The sequence below is a fragment of the Saprospiraceae bacterium genome (genome assembly GCA_016719615.1).
Classification (GTDB): domain Bacteria; phylum Bacteroidota; class Bacteroidia; order Chitinophagales; family Saprospiraceae; genus Vicinibacter.
Genome location: JADJYQ010000001.1, coordinates 2,154,537 through 2,172,647, shown reverse-complemented (window position 1 = coordinate 2,172,647; position 18,111 = coordinate 2,154,537). Strand labels below are relative to the sequence as shown.

Genomic DNA, 18,111 nt, shown 5'->3' with positions numbered 1-18,111 from the left:
CTGTGATTTTATCGGTTATTTAATCCTTTAGGAAGCTCAGATCTGGATTCCTGGATGGTATAAATGCCCACTTCTGTTTCTCTTTTAGATCTTTCCAATTTTCCTTCTGCATCATACTCGTAAAAGGATGCATAATTTAAGTCATCTAATTTGGCCTGAAGTCGAAAATAATCGGATGTATAAATATAATTTTCCATCACCGACGCATCAGGTTCAATTTTTATATCATCGAAATAAACTGCTGCTGTTGATGTCGCACTTAAGGAAATGTGGATATCAATAGCAGATGGTGAGAGTGTAAAATTCCCTTTGATTTGCTGCCATCCATCTATGATAGGTCCATCAGGTCTAAAATTTACTCCATTTATTATCATGGTTGCTGCATCTCTGTACGTAGACAAGATTGAAGAATTGGCATTAACCAATGTAGAAATGAAAAAATGAGTACCTGCAGTAGGAGCAAATGGAAGAATCAAATCTGCAGGATGGCTTATAAATTCGGTTCCTGAAGTTCTTGCATTTCGATCTGGCCTTCTTGAATTTGATTTGCATGAGTAATTATAATTTCTTTCAATACCGGGTAAAATTTTACAGGAATAATTACCTGTATGAGAAAATTCATCTGTTATGTAATCCCGAATGATGAGATCACCCCTGGCATGCCCGATATCTAATGTAAAGTGTGAAATAATCTCACAATTGGGCCCATACCGATCTGTATTAAATGTATAATCTTCAAATCCATCGAAGGCAATGTCGGTATATGATGCATTCAGTGCCTGTGCACACACCAATGATTTTCCAAAATGATACTGGCTTGAGGAAGGAATATTCAAGGCATTCCAAACTTCCTGTGTTGCTCCTCGGGAATTAAACACGATCACTGAATCCACCCTTTGCCAATTGCTTAGATTTCCGGATTTAGATAATCCATTTCTTGAGAATTCCCAATAGGGCAAATAATTTTCTAAAAAGCCTGATTGATCAATTCTTCCTGTATTTCTTTTTGTTAAATAGGAATAGGAAGTAATCGGTCTGAAGTTCCCAAATATTCCGCGCAGAAAAGGATTTTGTATTCCAGTTGTACCGCCGCAATCAACATTTACGCGGCCTGGTTTAGAATGGCATTCAATAAGCTCCCAACAATCCGTTGTTAAAACAATGTATTGATATCCGGAATTTGTTTTCATTCTTGCTTCTAAATAGCCGCTTGAGGCGCAATCTAATTTGGAAACTTCAGGGATTATAAATACCAGATTCTGAATTGAATCCTTGAACGGACTTTCGTCTTTCGTGGCAATTACGATTGAACAATTATGAAGGCTGTCGAAAATAGTGATCCGATGAGCACTGTGTATTGTCGAAGAATGACTTCTTCTCAGATCATCCGGATACCTCAAACCTTTTGATGCATTTATAGGTACACCATAGAGGTTTAATTTTTTAGCATCGCATTCGCAATCTCCAGTTTCCTGAGTCACTGCAAATGCCAATTCGGACTGCCAGTAATCACTATATTCTATTGCACTCGTTAATAGTATCTCATTAGGTAATAAATTCAGCCTGCCAGACGATAAAGGGTTTTCAGTACAAATAAAGGAACCAACAGAAGCTGAAATTTGATTTCTATTAGCGGATCTCAATAAATAAAAATCATAGAAACCAGGATCGCCAAATGAGCTTCCGTTTTCCCGAATAAATCTTACTGAATTTCCATCCACGCTATAGACCCATAATCGAATTCCTAATGAAGGATGATCTTTTTTTAATGTTATAAACTCATCTCCCTGGGATAATAAATTTTCGATATTAGGAAGAAAAATGATGGCTGAACTTACATGAATATTTTTTAGAACCAGTGAACTATTTTTTGATGAATGACCCATCTTAGGATAAGCCCAATGCGCCGGCAGGTCAACCGTATAATATTTTTTATTAAATTCATTATCACTGGAAGTGACAATAACTCTTCCGGTGGCCTGGTCATAAGCAAGATTTTGTGATTCCGTAACTGAACCCAATTTCATCTTACGAACGCGTTCAAGAATTCCAACCCGTGTTATTAGCTTTGTTATCGTATGCCCTCTAAATTCTGTATAGAATTGATTCACTACCGGCACAGGTACAATTAATGGAAAGGGAATTGGACCGGCCGGAGAGACATCAATATTTAATTGTACGCCACCGCCTTCATTGAATGTAATATAATTATCTGCATGAACGATGCACTCATAATCCACTCCGGCTAGTTTTTCTTCGACAATTCCTGTGGAACCATTGACGGTGGTTATTAAATTATTTAAACTTCCATTTTCATGGGTCTTATAAATATTTTCAGTAAATGAAATCAGGTTGCCATATTCATCATATTCCGATATCTTTTTTAACTGGCCATCCATATTATTCAACTCGACATAAAATCCCTGAGTGACTACTTCTGCAATTTCGGAGCGATTATACACCTGAAGCGGAATCATGAATTCTTTACCTACAGCAAACTTATCTGTTGCCTTGGCAATTACCGGGAAATCCTTCGAAGTAAAAAATTCATGTACCGTAAATCCTGTCCCATGTTGATTTACTCCGGGATGAGTTAGTGCCCTTTGTGTTACTTTGGAATAAATGACTTGTGCAGCGGGATAAAATATTTCGCCCAGTGGTTCTAACTGATAATTAGAGATATCAATTGCATTTTTTTTCACACGGCGATATTTCACCGGTAACACCAAGGCGTTTTCATCTTTACCAATTAAGGGTTCGTAACTTGAAACGCCCGTGGAATGATTGTTATCAGAATATGAATATTCCACACCATAAATGGCAGCTTTTTGTCCGTGAGCCGGAAACATTTGCATCTGATCCCAACGGTCATTGATTTCAATTTTTTTAACTCTAGCACCTCCGCCTAATTTTCTTCCGTTATGTAGGTTCAATCTTATAAAGGACTGATTTGCATCAATGGATTCTGCCCGACTTGAATTAGCCAAATAATTAAAAAGGCCTTGTGCAAAAACCTCATTAAACGTGTGCTCTAAATCAGTAAAAGCTTGACTCCCTGTTCGTTCAATTTCTACATGTGTAGGCTTGATCAACTTAGGTTCCTCCGCGCAAATAAATTCGTATGCCCCAAGTGTGAAAGGATGTAGACAAACACCAAGCCGGTCTCTGCTGGTAATACATTCATCAGCATAAGGATATTCTTCATTATTGTTAAAAACATCCTGACCTTGAGCTGCGATTATTTTTAATTTTATCCATGCCGCGCTTCTTCCTTCATATTGCCGAATTCCAAATTTGCTTAACGAGTCACTTCTCTGAAATTGAAGCGGCATAAAGCCTTGTATATATTGATATCTATCTGGATGTTCGCCTTCCGCATTGACAACTTTTATTTTTACATTATAATATAATTCTTCAATTCCTTCTAACAATGAAAATAATTGCTCATTTGAAGTAACGGTCGGAGGTAAATTAAAAAATAAATAAGGTGTAATATTATGATCCCTGCGCAATTGACCATTTATGGTTCCATTAATGGTGTTTGATACACCAATGATTTGATACATGCACATTGCTTTTTTATCCTGGACAAATGAATAGTCATCAGACTCATATTCAATATTCATTTTTCCGCCTAAAGGTGTTTTTATTTCACTTAGTAGCCAAGCTTTAGCATTGTGATCCTGTAGTTCTTTGTCTTGTGTGACATAAGGAAACCGGTCATTTGACATTGCTGAAGAAGATTCCTGATTGGGTTTGTAGTTTCCCCATCTGTCATTATCTGCGCCATGATAGCTGGGGTTAACAGCATAAGTGAATACGTATGGGCTTTCTTTGTGTTTCATGGATTCCTGGAATGAAAAGGAGATTTTTTTTAGGCATAGTTTGCCATTTTGAGTAACATCCAATTCCTGTTTTTCGGTACTTGGGTTTCCATTGCATAATGAGTAATCATATTCGAAATAAACTGTTTTAATTGGATTGACTAATTCTGTATTAGCATAACTTGCAAACAATCTTATACTGTCTAATTTATTCAGTTGTGAACCAGGCTTGTTGCCGCCATAAATATTTTCAACTCCAACAGCATCTCTCCTGGGACTACTATAAAATTGAGCAGTATAATTCCTGGTTTTAATTTGATGCAAATAATATATTTCTTTTCCTCCAAATAAAACCGAAGCGCTATTATCTTCTTCTGTATATAAGTTACCTTCTTGAAACTGTGCGCTATCTTTTTGATGTGGATTTTTCCATAAATAATTGTTATGCGTTTTAATATAATTAAACTCTGTATAAGTTCCTAAATCATCGGGGCTAGGTCCGTTTCTGGTGATGTCGGAATAATCCGGAGAAAAAATTCCTGTAATAAGCCATGCATAGGCGTGAGAGGGAGTTGTCGTTTTACTATAAAAATGTTTTTCTCCACTGCTATTATTGATTGACATTTCGTTATCTGAGATAATTACATTCCCATTTTCATCTTCGCTTGATTCTGCACTAATGTTAAAACTAATTTCTTCGATGAAATTATTATACGCGGGAAGTCCAAATTGATAACGCAAGCCTTCTTCGTTGATCACATTGATTTCTTCAATGAGATCATCTGATTGTTCGATAGAAGGAGAGATTGGTGAATCAAGTGAATAACCAGAATTATAATCCGGATGCGCATATTGATCTGCTAATATCACTTCACCGCTTTGTCTGATTTCAGATCGAGTGCGGTAAGTCATTAGTTTATTTCTGTTTTTTCTACCTTTAAATACTGTTTGATCCGTATTTTCTAGGCTTACACCGTTGCTTAATAAATTTGTAGCATCAGCGGTTGACAAATCATCTCCTCTATGGAGAGTAGCTCTAACGGGTTCGAATCCGCCCATTGTATTAAAAATATCAAGATCTTGCATGGCAGTTAATTCGCCGGTGCTCTTGAAATATACTGGTTCATACTGTGGATGATCAACAATTGTATCTACAAATTGAAAGGCATTTACAAGTTCGTTTCCATGTGACCATTTTTGAGTGACATCGCCACCATTTTCAAATATAATATTTCCGCCCCCATGGAAATAAGCGCCTATGCCAACTTCTGCTCCAAACTCTGAAGTAAAGCTTGTGTTTTTGTGTTTTGCACTATGTATGGTACCAATATCATTTCTCATGGGCCTGAAAGATCCAGAGAGGCCGTAAGCACTAACTGAATAAATATCATGAGTGAATGAAGTTATGGGTAATGCTGGCAATTCTCTATAATAGACACCTTCATTAGCTCTATTATAATCCAACAGGTCTTCATCTGTTGCATATTGAGAATACAAATAACCAAATGCTTTTTTACTAATATAATTATAAACATTTTGTTTATGTTCATTAATTTCTACTTCGCCACTAATGTGTACGTATTGAACTTCGCCGCCCAATGTAACTTTATAACGAGAAGAATAATTAGAATAAGGAATTTCAAAAGACGGATTATAACTTGGGCTTGCAAAGCTGTGTGAATAAGATGTTCTAAAACCGGGAAGTTTATTTCCGTTTTCATGATATTCTTCACTATTTTTCTTTTTCAATAATTCAGTTCTAGCTGAAATGCCATAACTTATGGATTTTAAACCTTCTCTACTTTCAAAATCCATACCTATATGTCCGCCCAAGGTGGTTTTCGCATGACCTTGTTGAAAATTTCCACTCATACTTAAACTGGGACTCATCTTCGCTCCTTTATTTGAACTGATGCCAATATCCATTCCAATAGATCCGCCAAAACTTTTATTGCCACATCTTGCATTAGCACCGATTCCTAAATTAACAGCATATCCTTCATAATTATCGTGTTCTATCTCCATCGACAATGATCCTCCAACATCCAGTGCTCCACCGGCTTCAATTCCTGCATATTCAATATCTAAACCAATTCCAATTCCCTTAGTCTCTTTTTCTTTTATATTTACTTCTTTTCTAAGGCTAACATCACGAAAATCGTCCGGTAATCCTCTTACGTTGCGATTTACGGAACCTGCATTAAGTGACCATCCCAATCCAACCCATGATGATTCATCATTCATCTGCACTTGGCTATTATAGTTTATGGCTATGGGATATCCTCCTACATCTAAAAGTGGAATAGAGTAATTAAAATCACCGGTACTTAGATTGACTAAATTTTCACCTGATGTTTGTGTAAATCCCTGCACTTCAGGTGTGGTAGGCCCACCCGCGTCAGATTTTTGATGAGCCGATTCATTCTTTTTATGTAATTTATTTACAATTCCGGTTGATCGATTTTTAAAAGGCTCCGCAGTCATTACTTTAGATTCGATATCTCTGGTATTTTCTGCATAGACTAAGTTAGGTTTATAATTATTCACAGGTTTAACTTTGATCTGCTGCCAAATTGCTGATGCCTGCAGCCCAAGGTTAGATATTAAAAGAAATATAAGAAAAATGGAAATTACTTTTTTCTGAGTTCTGATCATATTCATTTGAAACATGTTCATGGATTTAGTTTGTATTTAATACTTTGAATTAATCCGGAATCAAAGAGCAATTGCAATTCATAAGGATTCTCTATCGAAGCAATTTTGTTTGCAAGTTTTAAATCGAAGAAATTAAATCCTGGAGCTAAAGGTTTTACAGATTGATCTACTATTTCTCGACGTGCATTCAAAATAGTCACACGCATTGACTTTGATAATTGTTGATTATTGATATAAAAATTTACATTTTTATTTTCAGATTCAACGGTTTCTAGAAATGCTGCATTACTATATAAAAAGAAATATTTTAGACCTTTTAATCTAGGATTATTTATGGCTGTTGTTTCTTCTTCTTTCTCATCTGAATGAACTGGTGGATCATCTTCATGGCAAGGCTTCCATGTAAATTCCCATACTTCAGTCCTGGATATTTCCTTCTTTCCCTCAAGAACACTAACATACCAGGCATATCTTGCGCCATCTTTAAATCCTTGGAATGCAATTGATAATTGATGAATGGGTTCTTTGATAAATGATTCACAATAAAAGCATGGATTGGTTTTAATGGCAGTTAATGCTTTTTGTTGATTTAAAATTTCAACAATACTTATTTTATAGCTTAACTGAGATGGATCAACGTATCCTCTGTATGGGATCCAGGTAAAAATGGGATTTGGGTCACATAATTCATTTTTATCTGCAGGACTTAAGAGAATAGGAGGTGTAACAAGATTCACAGTAACTTGTGTACAATTAGTTGCTAGTAATTTGTTTGATTGAGTTTCATACATACTAATACAAATTGTATACTGACCATTTGGCAATTGGTTAGTTCTAATGATATGGTCTTCAAATTTTTTATTTTTGTAAATTTCATGCTCCGGTTGTAAAGGCGAATAATTATGGGTGTTAAATTGGGTCATTCCAACTTGTAGAATAAAATCTGCGGATCTCACTTCTCCTAATCGGCCAGCCTTTAATTCGGATATCATTCCGATGAGATAGACCTTATTGCCTAGATTAGTGTTATTTTGAATGATGCAATTCCATAAGTGAAGTGACTTAAGTGCCATCTCCTGTGGTCTCATTACAGTCAGACTATATTGAGATCTGACACCAGACAATGAACAGAGAATGATAAGGAATTTAATAATCCATTTCATTTATTGATATTATTTTATTTTATTTAGAAAGAATAAAACATTTTCCCTGTTAAGTATTCCTGTGGTTATTTTAAATTTGAACGGTGCTATTTATTTTAAAACTGACTATTTTCTTGCAGTGGTTTATATTCAATTATAACAAGATGCATTATTCTGTTTTAATAACCAAGATATTAAACTGAACTCCTATGGGCATCGGAGAATTATCTTCGGTTGAAATCTTCCAGGTTTGTGTAACTCCATCATACCAGGTGTAAAAGGAGATTGTTTTTCCTAAATAGGGTAATCCCTTATTGATAAATAACATATCAGTCGACTTATAATTGGGATAACTCAATGTAGTTGCGTTGCCGTTAATATTATTTGGATTTGTGGTATGCCTAAACGCAGTTTTTGTGGGCATTGTCTGATCAACTTTTAGATATCCATTCTTCAATTCAAGGGCATTACCTGGCGGATCCTGACCAGGAGCCACCACTTCCATAAGTGCAGCAGATCCCTTTGAGTAAGATCTGACATGTAAGGTTTGATCGGTTGAATTATTGTTTACTTGATTAATATACAATGCTTCACCTGTACCTAGACTAAATATTTCCATTACTGCTGTATCTTTATTTGTGGCACCTGAAAATACTGCCGACTTATGTGCGCTTGTGACGGAAAGTCCCAGGCTTTTGTTTCCTTGCGCACCAATGCTTAACACGATACCTTCATTGCTGGTTTGATCATTATGTATATATGCGGTCATGTTGGATGCATGGGTATGATTGCCTATGACTTCAAGAGATTGTTTGCTATTACTTGAAATCTTTACGACTGGTTTTTCGCCACCTGTCGGTGAAATATTATTTACTTCAATGGCTTTTTGATCGTTTTGGACATTTATTTGAAAAGCCGTATTTAATCCGCTGTAAAGAGAGAAGTAAGGAAGCATAAATACTTGAGCATCTTTTGGCAACCACTTACTTCCATCGTAGGTTAATACCTGACTATTTGTTGCAGACATCGCATTTATATGATCTCCTAATATTGAATGCTGCTGAATTTCAGAGGTCCCAACTGATTCTGGAACCAGTTGAAGATTTGAGTAGGTTCCTGTAACATCTCCACCAGCAATACTTGTGTTGATGATATCGTCTGAGGAATTTACATCACCCGTATTTGAAATAATACCTGAAGTAATAGAAATGCCGGGCCCTGATGCATAGCTTCCCGGTTCGCCCTTTTCTCCCATATCGCCTTTTTCACCTTTCATTCCGGTTTCACCTTTTTCGCCCATATCGCCTTTTTCACCTTTCATTCCGGTATCACCTTTATCGCCCATATCGCCTTTTTCACCTTTCATTCCAGTTTCACCTTTGTCGCCTTTTTCACCTTGCAAACCTTGGATTCCTTGTGGTCCGGTTGGTCCAATCGGACCTGCAAATGCACTGTTATTAATTTGGCCAACCCCAATTTCATTATAAGGCCCATTTGCAGTTTCTCCACATTGTACAGTTAGATATTTTGGGCCATCATTCCAATTAATGGTGTTGATGTCTCCAAACTCAACGATTCCTGTTCCGACCTGGACAGAAAGAAATCCATATGCATCCGTAACAGGCTGCTGCGTTTCAATGTAAAGTTGGCTACCCGTCGGACTATTGTTTGTGATGATAAATTTTAGATATACAGTAGTATTGGCTTGCACATTTCCAGTTGCATCCCTAACTATAGTTTGGTAATTAAACCCTTGAGCAAATCCACTAACGATATAAATGAATAGTGCAAATGCAGTAATCATATTTTTCATAATTTATATTTTAATTATTTTATTCGTGAATAGATGTTTGTTCTTTTCATTTAGTACCTGAATGATGTAACAGCCAGAATCTAATAAAGCGAGATCTAATTCAGTGGGATTTTCAATGGTGTAAATTTGTTTGCCAAGGACAGTAATCAATTGTACTTTAAAAGTACCGGGTATGTTTCTTTTAAAATAAACTTTATCGTAAGTGGGGTTAGGAAATATTTCGACTAAAGTTTGGTTTAATTCGGATTGGACTTTTGTAATCTGGTTTCCAGAATTCAATGGTGAATCAAATCTGAGCTTGTTGCAATTTCCATATACACTGCTGATGGTGCCTAATGAACTTTGGAAATGATAATTACCGCACTGACCAATAAAATAATCAGTTACCTTGAGTTGAATTTGATGGCATTGAGCTATTGCCGAATGGGTATTCAAAATCAAAACAAATAAGCAAATGAATTTTGTTGCAAATATTTCTTTGTACGAAGACATAATGAAGTTCTTATTGCAACAAAGATCTGCATCAAGAGCCTATGTTTATTAATATGGCCCGCCACATGAATATGCGAAAAAATGTAACATGATAATGTGATTTGCTTTTGAATTGCTCATTACGGCTGATCAGTTCGCACATAAAGGCAATTTTGTAAATAAAATATTAACTCTAAGTATTATAGATGGATAGTTCTATAAATTTAGACTAATTGATGTTCCATGATCACCTGTAGTAATGTTGAGTCTTGCATTTAGAGCTTCTGCGCGGGTTTTCATATTTCTCAAACCATTGCCATGCTTAATGATTTCCGGATCAAAACCAATTCCATCATCGACAATCTGTGCATGAATGGTTTGATCTTTAAAACTAATGCGAAATTTAACATTTTTTGCATTCGAATATTTCGCGATGTTATTAATAGCTTCTTTAAAAATAAGGTAAAAATGCCTTTTCTGTTCAGGATTGAGTTTGATATTTTTTGGAATCTCATCAACTTCAAATTTGAGTGAAATTTCTTTTGACTCAAGCGTTTGGATCGCAAATTCCTGAATTTTTATTATTACATCATTGAAATGATCGTATCTCGGGTTAATGCTCCAAACAATTTCCGACATATTTTGCATGATATCCCCAAGTTTTCTGGAAATGGAAGCATGCGTTTGGTTTCCGGATTTCAGGGCCTCCAATTCACTCAAGATTTTTATTTGAGATAAATTACTTCCCATGTCATCATGAAGATCTCTGGCAATGTTATATCGAAGTTGTTCCAATTTTAGCCTCTGGTTTTCACGGTATTTGAATAATGAATAAATCAAAACAGAAATTAAACTCATAATCAGAATGGTAAACCAACCGGATTTCCAAAATGGAGGTTTAATTATGAAATACAGTTTATAAATATTTGAACTGGGTTTACCAAAACTATCAAATGCACGCACCAATAAATGACTAGTTCCGGGTCCGATACTTTGAAATATCAATTTATTTTCAGACATGGATAGCCAGTTCTGTTGATTTTCCGTTTCAAATGATGGCACAAATTTATACTGATAAAGAATGTCATTTGAATTCGTAAAGTTTAAAATAGTAAAATCAATTTCAATCATATTCTGATAGTGCTTAAGAAGGAGCTTATCATTATGCTTTGGCATTTTTGAAAGAACTCTATCTTTAATTTTAATATCAGAAATGATTATTTCATATTCATATTTATTATTTATATTCTCAAAATTAATTGTGTTTAATGCCTTGTTTTGACCAACGTAGAGCAGATTTTCATTTGGGGATTTTACAATCACAGCACTTGGTTCTTTACCGATTTTTGAATTGTAATAAGAAAACGGTGTCATAACTTTATGAACTAAATCAAATCTTGAAACTCCAAAATCATGACTTAACCATACTGCTGAATCACTTTCTATGGCAATATTTTTGAATCCTAATACCGCTCTTCCGTTGCACTCAGTCAAATTATTTATATCAATGCAATGACTTTTAAGTTCAGCAATCGCAAATCCATATATTGAACTGATGAATATCCTATTTTGTTTTAACAATTCGATTGCTTCGATCTGTTTCATCTGTGAAATTGCTGTGTAATTGTCAGCATCATAGATTTCTAAATTGTGATTATTCAAATTATATCTTACTATGGCATCTGCTTCAGACCCTCCTTTGTTGGAAATTGTGATGATCTCATTATGATCTGTGAATGAAGGCGTCGAAATATATGTTGAAAGTTTATGATGAATTAAACTTGCATTGAACTCAGCGGCTGGATTAATACTATTATTTTTTTCATCGTAATAAAACAATCCTTTTGTTGATGTTAACCAAATTTGATTGGCTTTCTGTGCTGTTACACTTAAAAAGAGTGTACGCTTAGTCTCTTCATTAAAATAATTGGGCTTGTTCAATTGACCGTTTAATAAATTATAAAAAATTACACCATACTTCCCGGAACTAATCCATAATCTATTGAGATGGTCGATGAATATGGCTATTGGATCTGATCCAAACTCCATATACTTTGTTAAATCTGAAGGTAAAGGGAGTCGTTTGTTATTGACAAGGTCATACTTGACGATATCTGCGTAATCATACAGGATGAAAAGAATACTGTCTTTGATTTGTCCTTTTTGAAAACAAAAGTTTCGGATACTGTATTTATTGTAATCGGTTGCAAGATTTAAAGGTATCGTTTTGATGAGTTGTTTTTTGACATCATACTTATGAAGTCCTTTATATGTTCCTATCCATAACATTTGATCAGGAACGGCGAAAAAACTAAATCCGGCACCTGGTATTTTGAAGATGTCATCAATGGTTTCACTATAATGTGAATGGAACTCCTGAGTGGTTTTATTAAATGTATAAATGCCAGATGTAGTTGCCAGCCACAACAAATGCTTTTCATCCTGAAAAGGCGAAGCGCTAATTTTGAGCACTCCATTTTGAAATTTTTGATGGTCAGACCATGAAAAATTTTGCTGTGATCCCGTCCTTATATTAAATCCCGTCATACCATGTGTCCATCCGCCCATCCAAAGAATACTATCTTCAAGAAATGAACAAAAGAATCCATCATCATTATTAATATCCGGCTTGTTTCCCACCCTGTTGTGCAATATATATTTATGAGAGTTAGGAAAATATTCGTACACTCCATAAGTACTTACCAACCACATGATTTGATCACCGCTGATTTCCAATGACATTAAATCAAGATGTGGGATTTTTAAGGGAAAATACTCCAGTTGAAAAGAATTTCCTTTGCAGAAATAGAGTCCTTTACTAGTTATTATCCAAACGATGTCTTTATCTGGAAAATATTTGAATCTATGGTAATGCCGTTGGTTTTGATGATCTGGGAAAACAGGTTTATAAAATCTATTTTCTGTAGGGATGTAAATACTCAACTGATTATTCACATCCATCCAGATTCTGTTATATTTGTCCGATAGGATTTGAGAAATGTAATTGCCAGGTATACTTGTACTGTCTAATGGGTCGTGTTTAAATGTCTTGAAAGTATGTCCGTCAAATCTGACCAATCCGGATTCTGTGCCCAACCACATATATTTATCAGATGTTTGGGTGATGCCTAATACCTGTGAACTGTACAAACCATCTTTAGGCCCAAAGTGATCAAATAATATATTCTGATGGTCCTGTGCGTATATAGGATGAAAATGGAGAAAAACACTTATCCAAAATAGTACGGTGTATGTAGTTGTTGCTTGCAGCTTTTTAAGAATGTTTGAATGTAATATTACAATCTTAGAAACTAAAATATGAGAATTTATTAAGTATTTTATTATTTATGGAATGATATTGAGTAACTAGGAGTGTGACCAAATAAATTTCCTAAAAGTAAACAATTATTTATTTTTTTTCAATGAAAACTTTGTGTATCGCCTCGGTAATAGAATGTACATGTAATTTCTCGTATATTCTTTTTACATAGCTCCTTACAGTGTCAATACTCAGGTTTATTTCTTCAGCCACCATTTTATAGCTCAATCCTTTGGAAAGTAGATTCAAGACTTCAAGTTCACGATCAGAGAGTTTAAAACTTTCTATTGAATTTGGTTTTTGGATGAATGACATTTCTAAAACTTTTCTTGCAATGGAGGGGCTCATCGGTGCTCCACCTTCCATTACTTCCTGAATAGAAGTAATCAAATGTGTCAATGAATATTTTTTAAGAATATATCCGGTGGCACCGGCTTTTAGAGCCTCAAATATGCGGTTATCATCATCAAATACAGTATTCATGATAATTTCCACATTCGGAAATACCTTTTTGACTTCTTTGGTCCCTTCTATGCCGGATTTTCCAGGCATATCAATATCCATAAGTATGACATCTGGTTTAAATGCCATTGTGTTTTCGACGACGTCCAGGCAATTGCCAAATTCCCCGGCCATTTCAAAGTCGGATGTGCTTTTAATGGCAGAAACCAAAACTTCTCTCAATCCTACATTGTCTTCGTAGATAGCAACTTTTATCACCTGGTGAATTCTTAATGATTAAAATATGAACTCTTATACTTTAAGAGCAATGGCAAAATTATAACCAAAATCGTCAATTCTAGAAATTGTGGGCCACATAATGATGTGAATGTCTCAGAATGATCGATATTGAAATTACCGATAAGCGATTTTGTCAATACCAACATGATAAACAATTAAAGATACATTTTAAGAGTATCAATTCATCCCTCCAATTATTTGCTTTATCTATTTTCGGAGTTCTTCAATTTTCAGTGGATTTAAATTGTATTGTGTGAATAGCTTAGCGTTATGAAAGAGCATTTCAGCAATAATAGCTGTGGAAATATTTCTGTTGCGGTCTAAGCTTGAAATGCTGAGTTTATCAAAATATGTGAATTCAGTAAAAGCATGTTCCACGATTTCTGCGATCATCAGCTTTTAATGATGGAGAGATCAGGTAAAATATTTTGTTCTCAGCTGTATTTCAAATGAGTGTGGGTTGTGAGATTAATGAGAAGTTATAGGGCCTGAAATCCAAATTCTGATTTCAGCATTTGCTATTACAAATCCTTGCTCCAGCTACTTCCCAATTTCTAATAGCCATTTAGTTTATTTTGATTGAATGATGTCGAATATATATAATTTTATTTGATAAATGATGTTATTGGCTTTATCTCCAAAAATCTGAAGCCATTTCGCAAGGTATATGGTCGGGTTTATTCTCAATGACTTTGATTAGGATAAAATGGTACAAAAACTCTCTTTACCTTCGCATAGAAATAGAACTATCAAACTGTGAAACGAACCGCATGGCTAATAAGTCTTCTTCTAGGTAATGATTGCTTAGCCCAACAAATGCATTTGATTAACGTTCCTGCAGGCGGAAACTGCTGTTGTGGCCAGTTCACTGAATTGTTCAATCCCAATCTCGATTTTGAAGAACCTCCGGCTCCGGCACCCGGCAATTTGATCCTCTATTCAGCGGGCGAGTTTTTTGGAGGCTGGACCTGTACCCGCGCAACCATCGATCACAAAGATGCTTTTTTTGGAAATCTAAATCTTGGTAATCCCAATGGTCGTTCCAATTTTATTGATCTTCATGGCTCTCCTGGTTTTGGTGCGATCGAATACAATCTGACCGGATTGACACCGGGAAATTTATATCGCATCGAATTCTGGACAGCTCAAAACGGTAGCGGCTATACATCTACCGGTACTTTGAAAATTGCCGGTGGGGCCTGGCTCAATGTGAACTGGACGGTGTCTGTTGATGGTAGTGTCTTTTGGTTTAAAGTGAGTCATGAATTTATGGCTATGGCTTCAACCGCAAGAATGGAATTCAGCAGCGTGGGTGGAAGCGAGTGGGGTGGAACCCTGCTTGACGATATACATATTTTTGAATGTCCCGGCGATCAGGAAGCTCCGGTAGTTTTTAATCCGCCGGAAGATCTTGAGGTCGAATGCGATAAAAATATCCCAAAAGTTCCGGTATTGAATGTCAATGACAATTGCGATCTCAATCCGGATTTTACATTTAAAGAAACGGTCGAACTCATAGATCCATGTACAAAAATCATTACGAGATCCTGGGATATCAAAGATGATTGTGGTAATGTGACCCCGATTCAACAAAAAATTACGGTGGCTGATAAAACTCCTCCGGAAATAAAAAAATCACCGGTTGACGCACTGACTCATTGTTCTGGAGATTTTCAAAAAATATTTACAGATTGGATAAAAAACAATGGGGGTGCATCTGCAGTAGATGAATGTGGGAAAGTAAACTGGCGTTCTAATTATGACCATATTCCTCAAAAATCCTGCGATACCATTCTCGTTGAATTTATTGCACAAGATCATTGCGGCTTGGAAACCAGCGTGTATGCAAATTTTATGGTCTTAGACACAGCAGCTCCTAAATTGAATAAGTCAGTGGAAAACAAAAATATCATTTGTAATCCTTTTTGGAGAGATTCACTCCGTACCTGGCTGTTTTATCATGCATTCGCAGAAGCCAAAGATGATTGTGACACCGTTTTTTGGTCCCATAATTTTAAAGGTGATACAAGTACGTCTCCTTTAAATGTTACTTTTTATTTTAAAGATCGCTGCGGCAATGTAGACAGCACTACTTCGCAATTTATACATAGGGACGGCAGTGATACGACGATCGTAAATATAACTTCATGCAGCATTCAACAGAATACTTCGGATACCTTGAAGTATCAGGGCGCAGGCTGCGATAGTATCGTTATTCTAAATACAATCCAGGTTTTTTCTGATACGATATTACTTCAAATGAACACTTGTGATCCCAATCAAAAAATGCAGGACAGTTTATTTCTCAAGAATGCATCCGGTTGTGATTCTGTTGTTATTACAAGTTATACTTTACATCCTGTCAATGTGCATTACATCCGGGATTCTTCTTGTGCTTATACTGCTGCTTATAAAGATACTTTGCATGTTGCAGGTCAATTCTGTGACTCCCTGATCGTGACGGAATATATACCCTTGCGGAAAGATTCGACATTTTTGATGTCGTCAAGTTGTGACAGCACACAAACGGGCATTTTTACAATGGCTTTGAAAAATCAATTGGGCTGCGACAGCATTGTTGTTTCTCAAGTGAATTTTGCCAGCCGGAGCATCACACATCTCCAATCATTTGAGTGTGGATTGGCAATGTCTTATGCAGATACCATCATTATTCTAAATACTTCATGTGATAGTCTGGTAGTTACAGAACATATTCCTTTACGAGTAGATAGTCTGTTTTTGGATTCGCGTAGCTGCGATTCAACAAAGGTCGGATCGTTTATGAATCGGTTTACAAATTTGCAGGGTTGCGACAGTATCGTTTTTCAGACGGTAATTTTGGATCCAAGCTATCATGGGCTGGTGTTCAAATCAAGTTGTAATGCGTCTGATACCGGTGTCATAAAAAATTATTACAAAAACCAATATGGCTGCGATAGTATCATTGAAGTCAGGACAACACTTTTAAGATCGGATAGCTTGTTTGTTCAAAAATTCAGCTGCGACCTATCTCAAGTCGGAACATCGAGTCAGTTTTTAAAAAATCAGTATGGCTGCGACAGCATTGTTACTACGAAAACTGATTTCGTAAAGCCGGATACGAGTTATCAACAAAAACATACATGTCGGTTGAATCAGGCACGGATAGATACCCTGATCATTCAGGGCGTATTATGCGACAGTGTCCTTATTATTGAAACAAAGTTTGTGGCTTCCGATACAAGTTATTTGCAAGCCAAAACTTGTTTTTCCTGGAAATCGGGATTAGATAGTACTTTGCTCATCAATCAAAATGGCTGTGATTCGCTGATCTATATACAAACCTCTTATGAGCCCTTGCGATTGCAAATTACAATAGATTCTATAAGTTGTTTTAATGCGGCTGATGGAAAATTGCATATCAAAAATTCTGGTGATTTTGGAAAAAATTTCAATGTTATATTAAACAGTTCGAATCTTGGATTTTTGACGACGATTAATCCATTGAGTTCCGGAAACTACCAACTGTTTGTTCAGGATAGTGCGGGCTGCGTAACTGACACACTCCAGTTTAGTTTGATGAATCCCGAATTGCTAACGACAGACTTGGGTGCGGATCTTTTAGTAGCAGCTAATGAAAATATTCAATTAAAACTGAACTATAACCGTAAGCCGCAAATCATCCAATGGTTTCCACCAGGTTTGACAAATTGTACAAATTGTGATCAAATTAACTTTACGACCGATAAGGATTTATGGGTATATGCCTTGAGCCTTGACGAACGTTTTTGCCCATCACAGGATTCTGTATTTATAAGAGTTCGAAAGCAAAGTCATGTATATGCACCCAATGTGTTTTCGCCTAACGGTGATAATATAAACGATTATTTTTATCTGATGGGATCAGAGAATGTTGTCATTGAAAGTTTCCAAATATTTAATCGATGGGGTGAACTTCTTTTTAATAATGAAACAAGTATCATTAATCAACCGGATAGTGGCTGGGATGGGAGTTTCAAAGGCAGTAAGATGAATCCAGGTGTATTTATCTATTATGCCAGGGTTCGGCATCCGAATGAACAAGTCCAAGATTTCAGCGGAGACTTCAATTTGATACGATAAATTCGGATAAAGATTGTTGAAAATGTATTTTTCCAATAGGCTTGG

The 18,111-nt window shown here is 35.9% G+C and carries 8 protein-coding genes; 1 reads left to right on the top strand and 7 read right to left on the bottom strand.

Translation table 11 applies throughout. The annotated features are described in order from the left end of the window. Nucleotides 1–8: 8 nt before the first annotated feature. From IPM92_08940 to IPM92_08910, 7 genes are all read right to left on the bottom strand, one after another. On the bottom strand, nt 9–6,500 hold the full coding sequence (locus IPM92_08940; protein MBK9108480.1) for a hypothetical protein: 6,492 nt from the start codon (nt 6,498–6,500) through the stop codon (nt 9–11). Next, entirely contained in the window at nt 6,497–7,642 is a 1,146-nt protein-coding gene (locus IPM92_08935) for a hypothetical protein (protein ID MBK9108479.1), read from the bottom strand. Before IPM92_08935 ends, IPM92_08940 begins: the two co-directional genes overlap by 4 nt. Before the next feature lie 148 nt (nt 7,643–7,790). Then, nucleotides 7,791–9,434, bottom strand: coding sequence for a collagen-like protein (locus IPM92_08930; GenBank protein MBK9108478.1), 1,644 nt, complete (start codon nt 9,432–9,434; stop codon nt 7,791–7,793). Between the two features lie 3 nt (nt 9,435–9,437). After that, nucleotides 9,438–9,926 (bottom strand): T9SS type A sorting domain-containing protein, encoded by a 489-nt coding sequence (locus IPM92_08925; protein ID MBK9108477.1) that lies wholly within the window; start codon nt 9,924–9,926, stop codon nt 9,438–9,440. A 195-nt stretch (nt 9,927–10,121) separates the two neighbouring features. Beyond that, nucleotides 10,122–13,055 carry a hypothetical protein gene (locus IPM92_08920; protein ID MBK9108476.1) on the bottom strand — a complete coding sequence of 978 codons (2,934 nt, stop codon included), beginning with the start codon at nt 13,053–13,055 and terminating at the stop codon, nt 10,122–10,124. A 259-nt stretch (nt 13,056–13,314) separates the two neighbouring features. Then, nucleotides 13,315–13,944 carry a response regulator transcription factor gene (locus IPM92_08915; protein ID MBK9108475.1) on the bottom strand — a complete coding sequence of 210 codons (630 nt, stop codon included), beginning with the start codon at nt 13,942–13,944 and terminating at the stop codon, nt 13,315–13,317. 228 nt (nt 13,945–14,172) lie between these two features. Beyond that, nucleotides 14,173–14,358 (bottom strand): hypothetical protein, encoded by a 186-nt coding sequence (locus tag IPM92_08910; GenBank protein MBK9108474.1) that lies wholly within the window; start codon nt 14,356–14,358, stop codon nt 14,173–14,175. Nucleotides 14,359–14,787: 429 nt separating this feature from the next. Between IPM92_08910 and IPM92_08905 the strand changes: the two genes are divergently transcribed. After that, nucleotides 14,788–18,066, top strand: coding sequence for a gliding motility-associated C-terminal domain-containing protein (locus IPM92_08905; GenBank protein MBK9108473.1), 3,279 nt, complete (start codon nt 14,788–14,790; stop codon nt 18,064–18,066). The last annotated feature ends 45 nt before the right edge of the window (nt 18,067–18,111 follow it).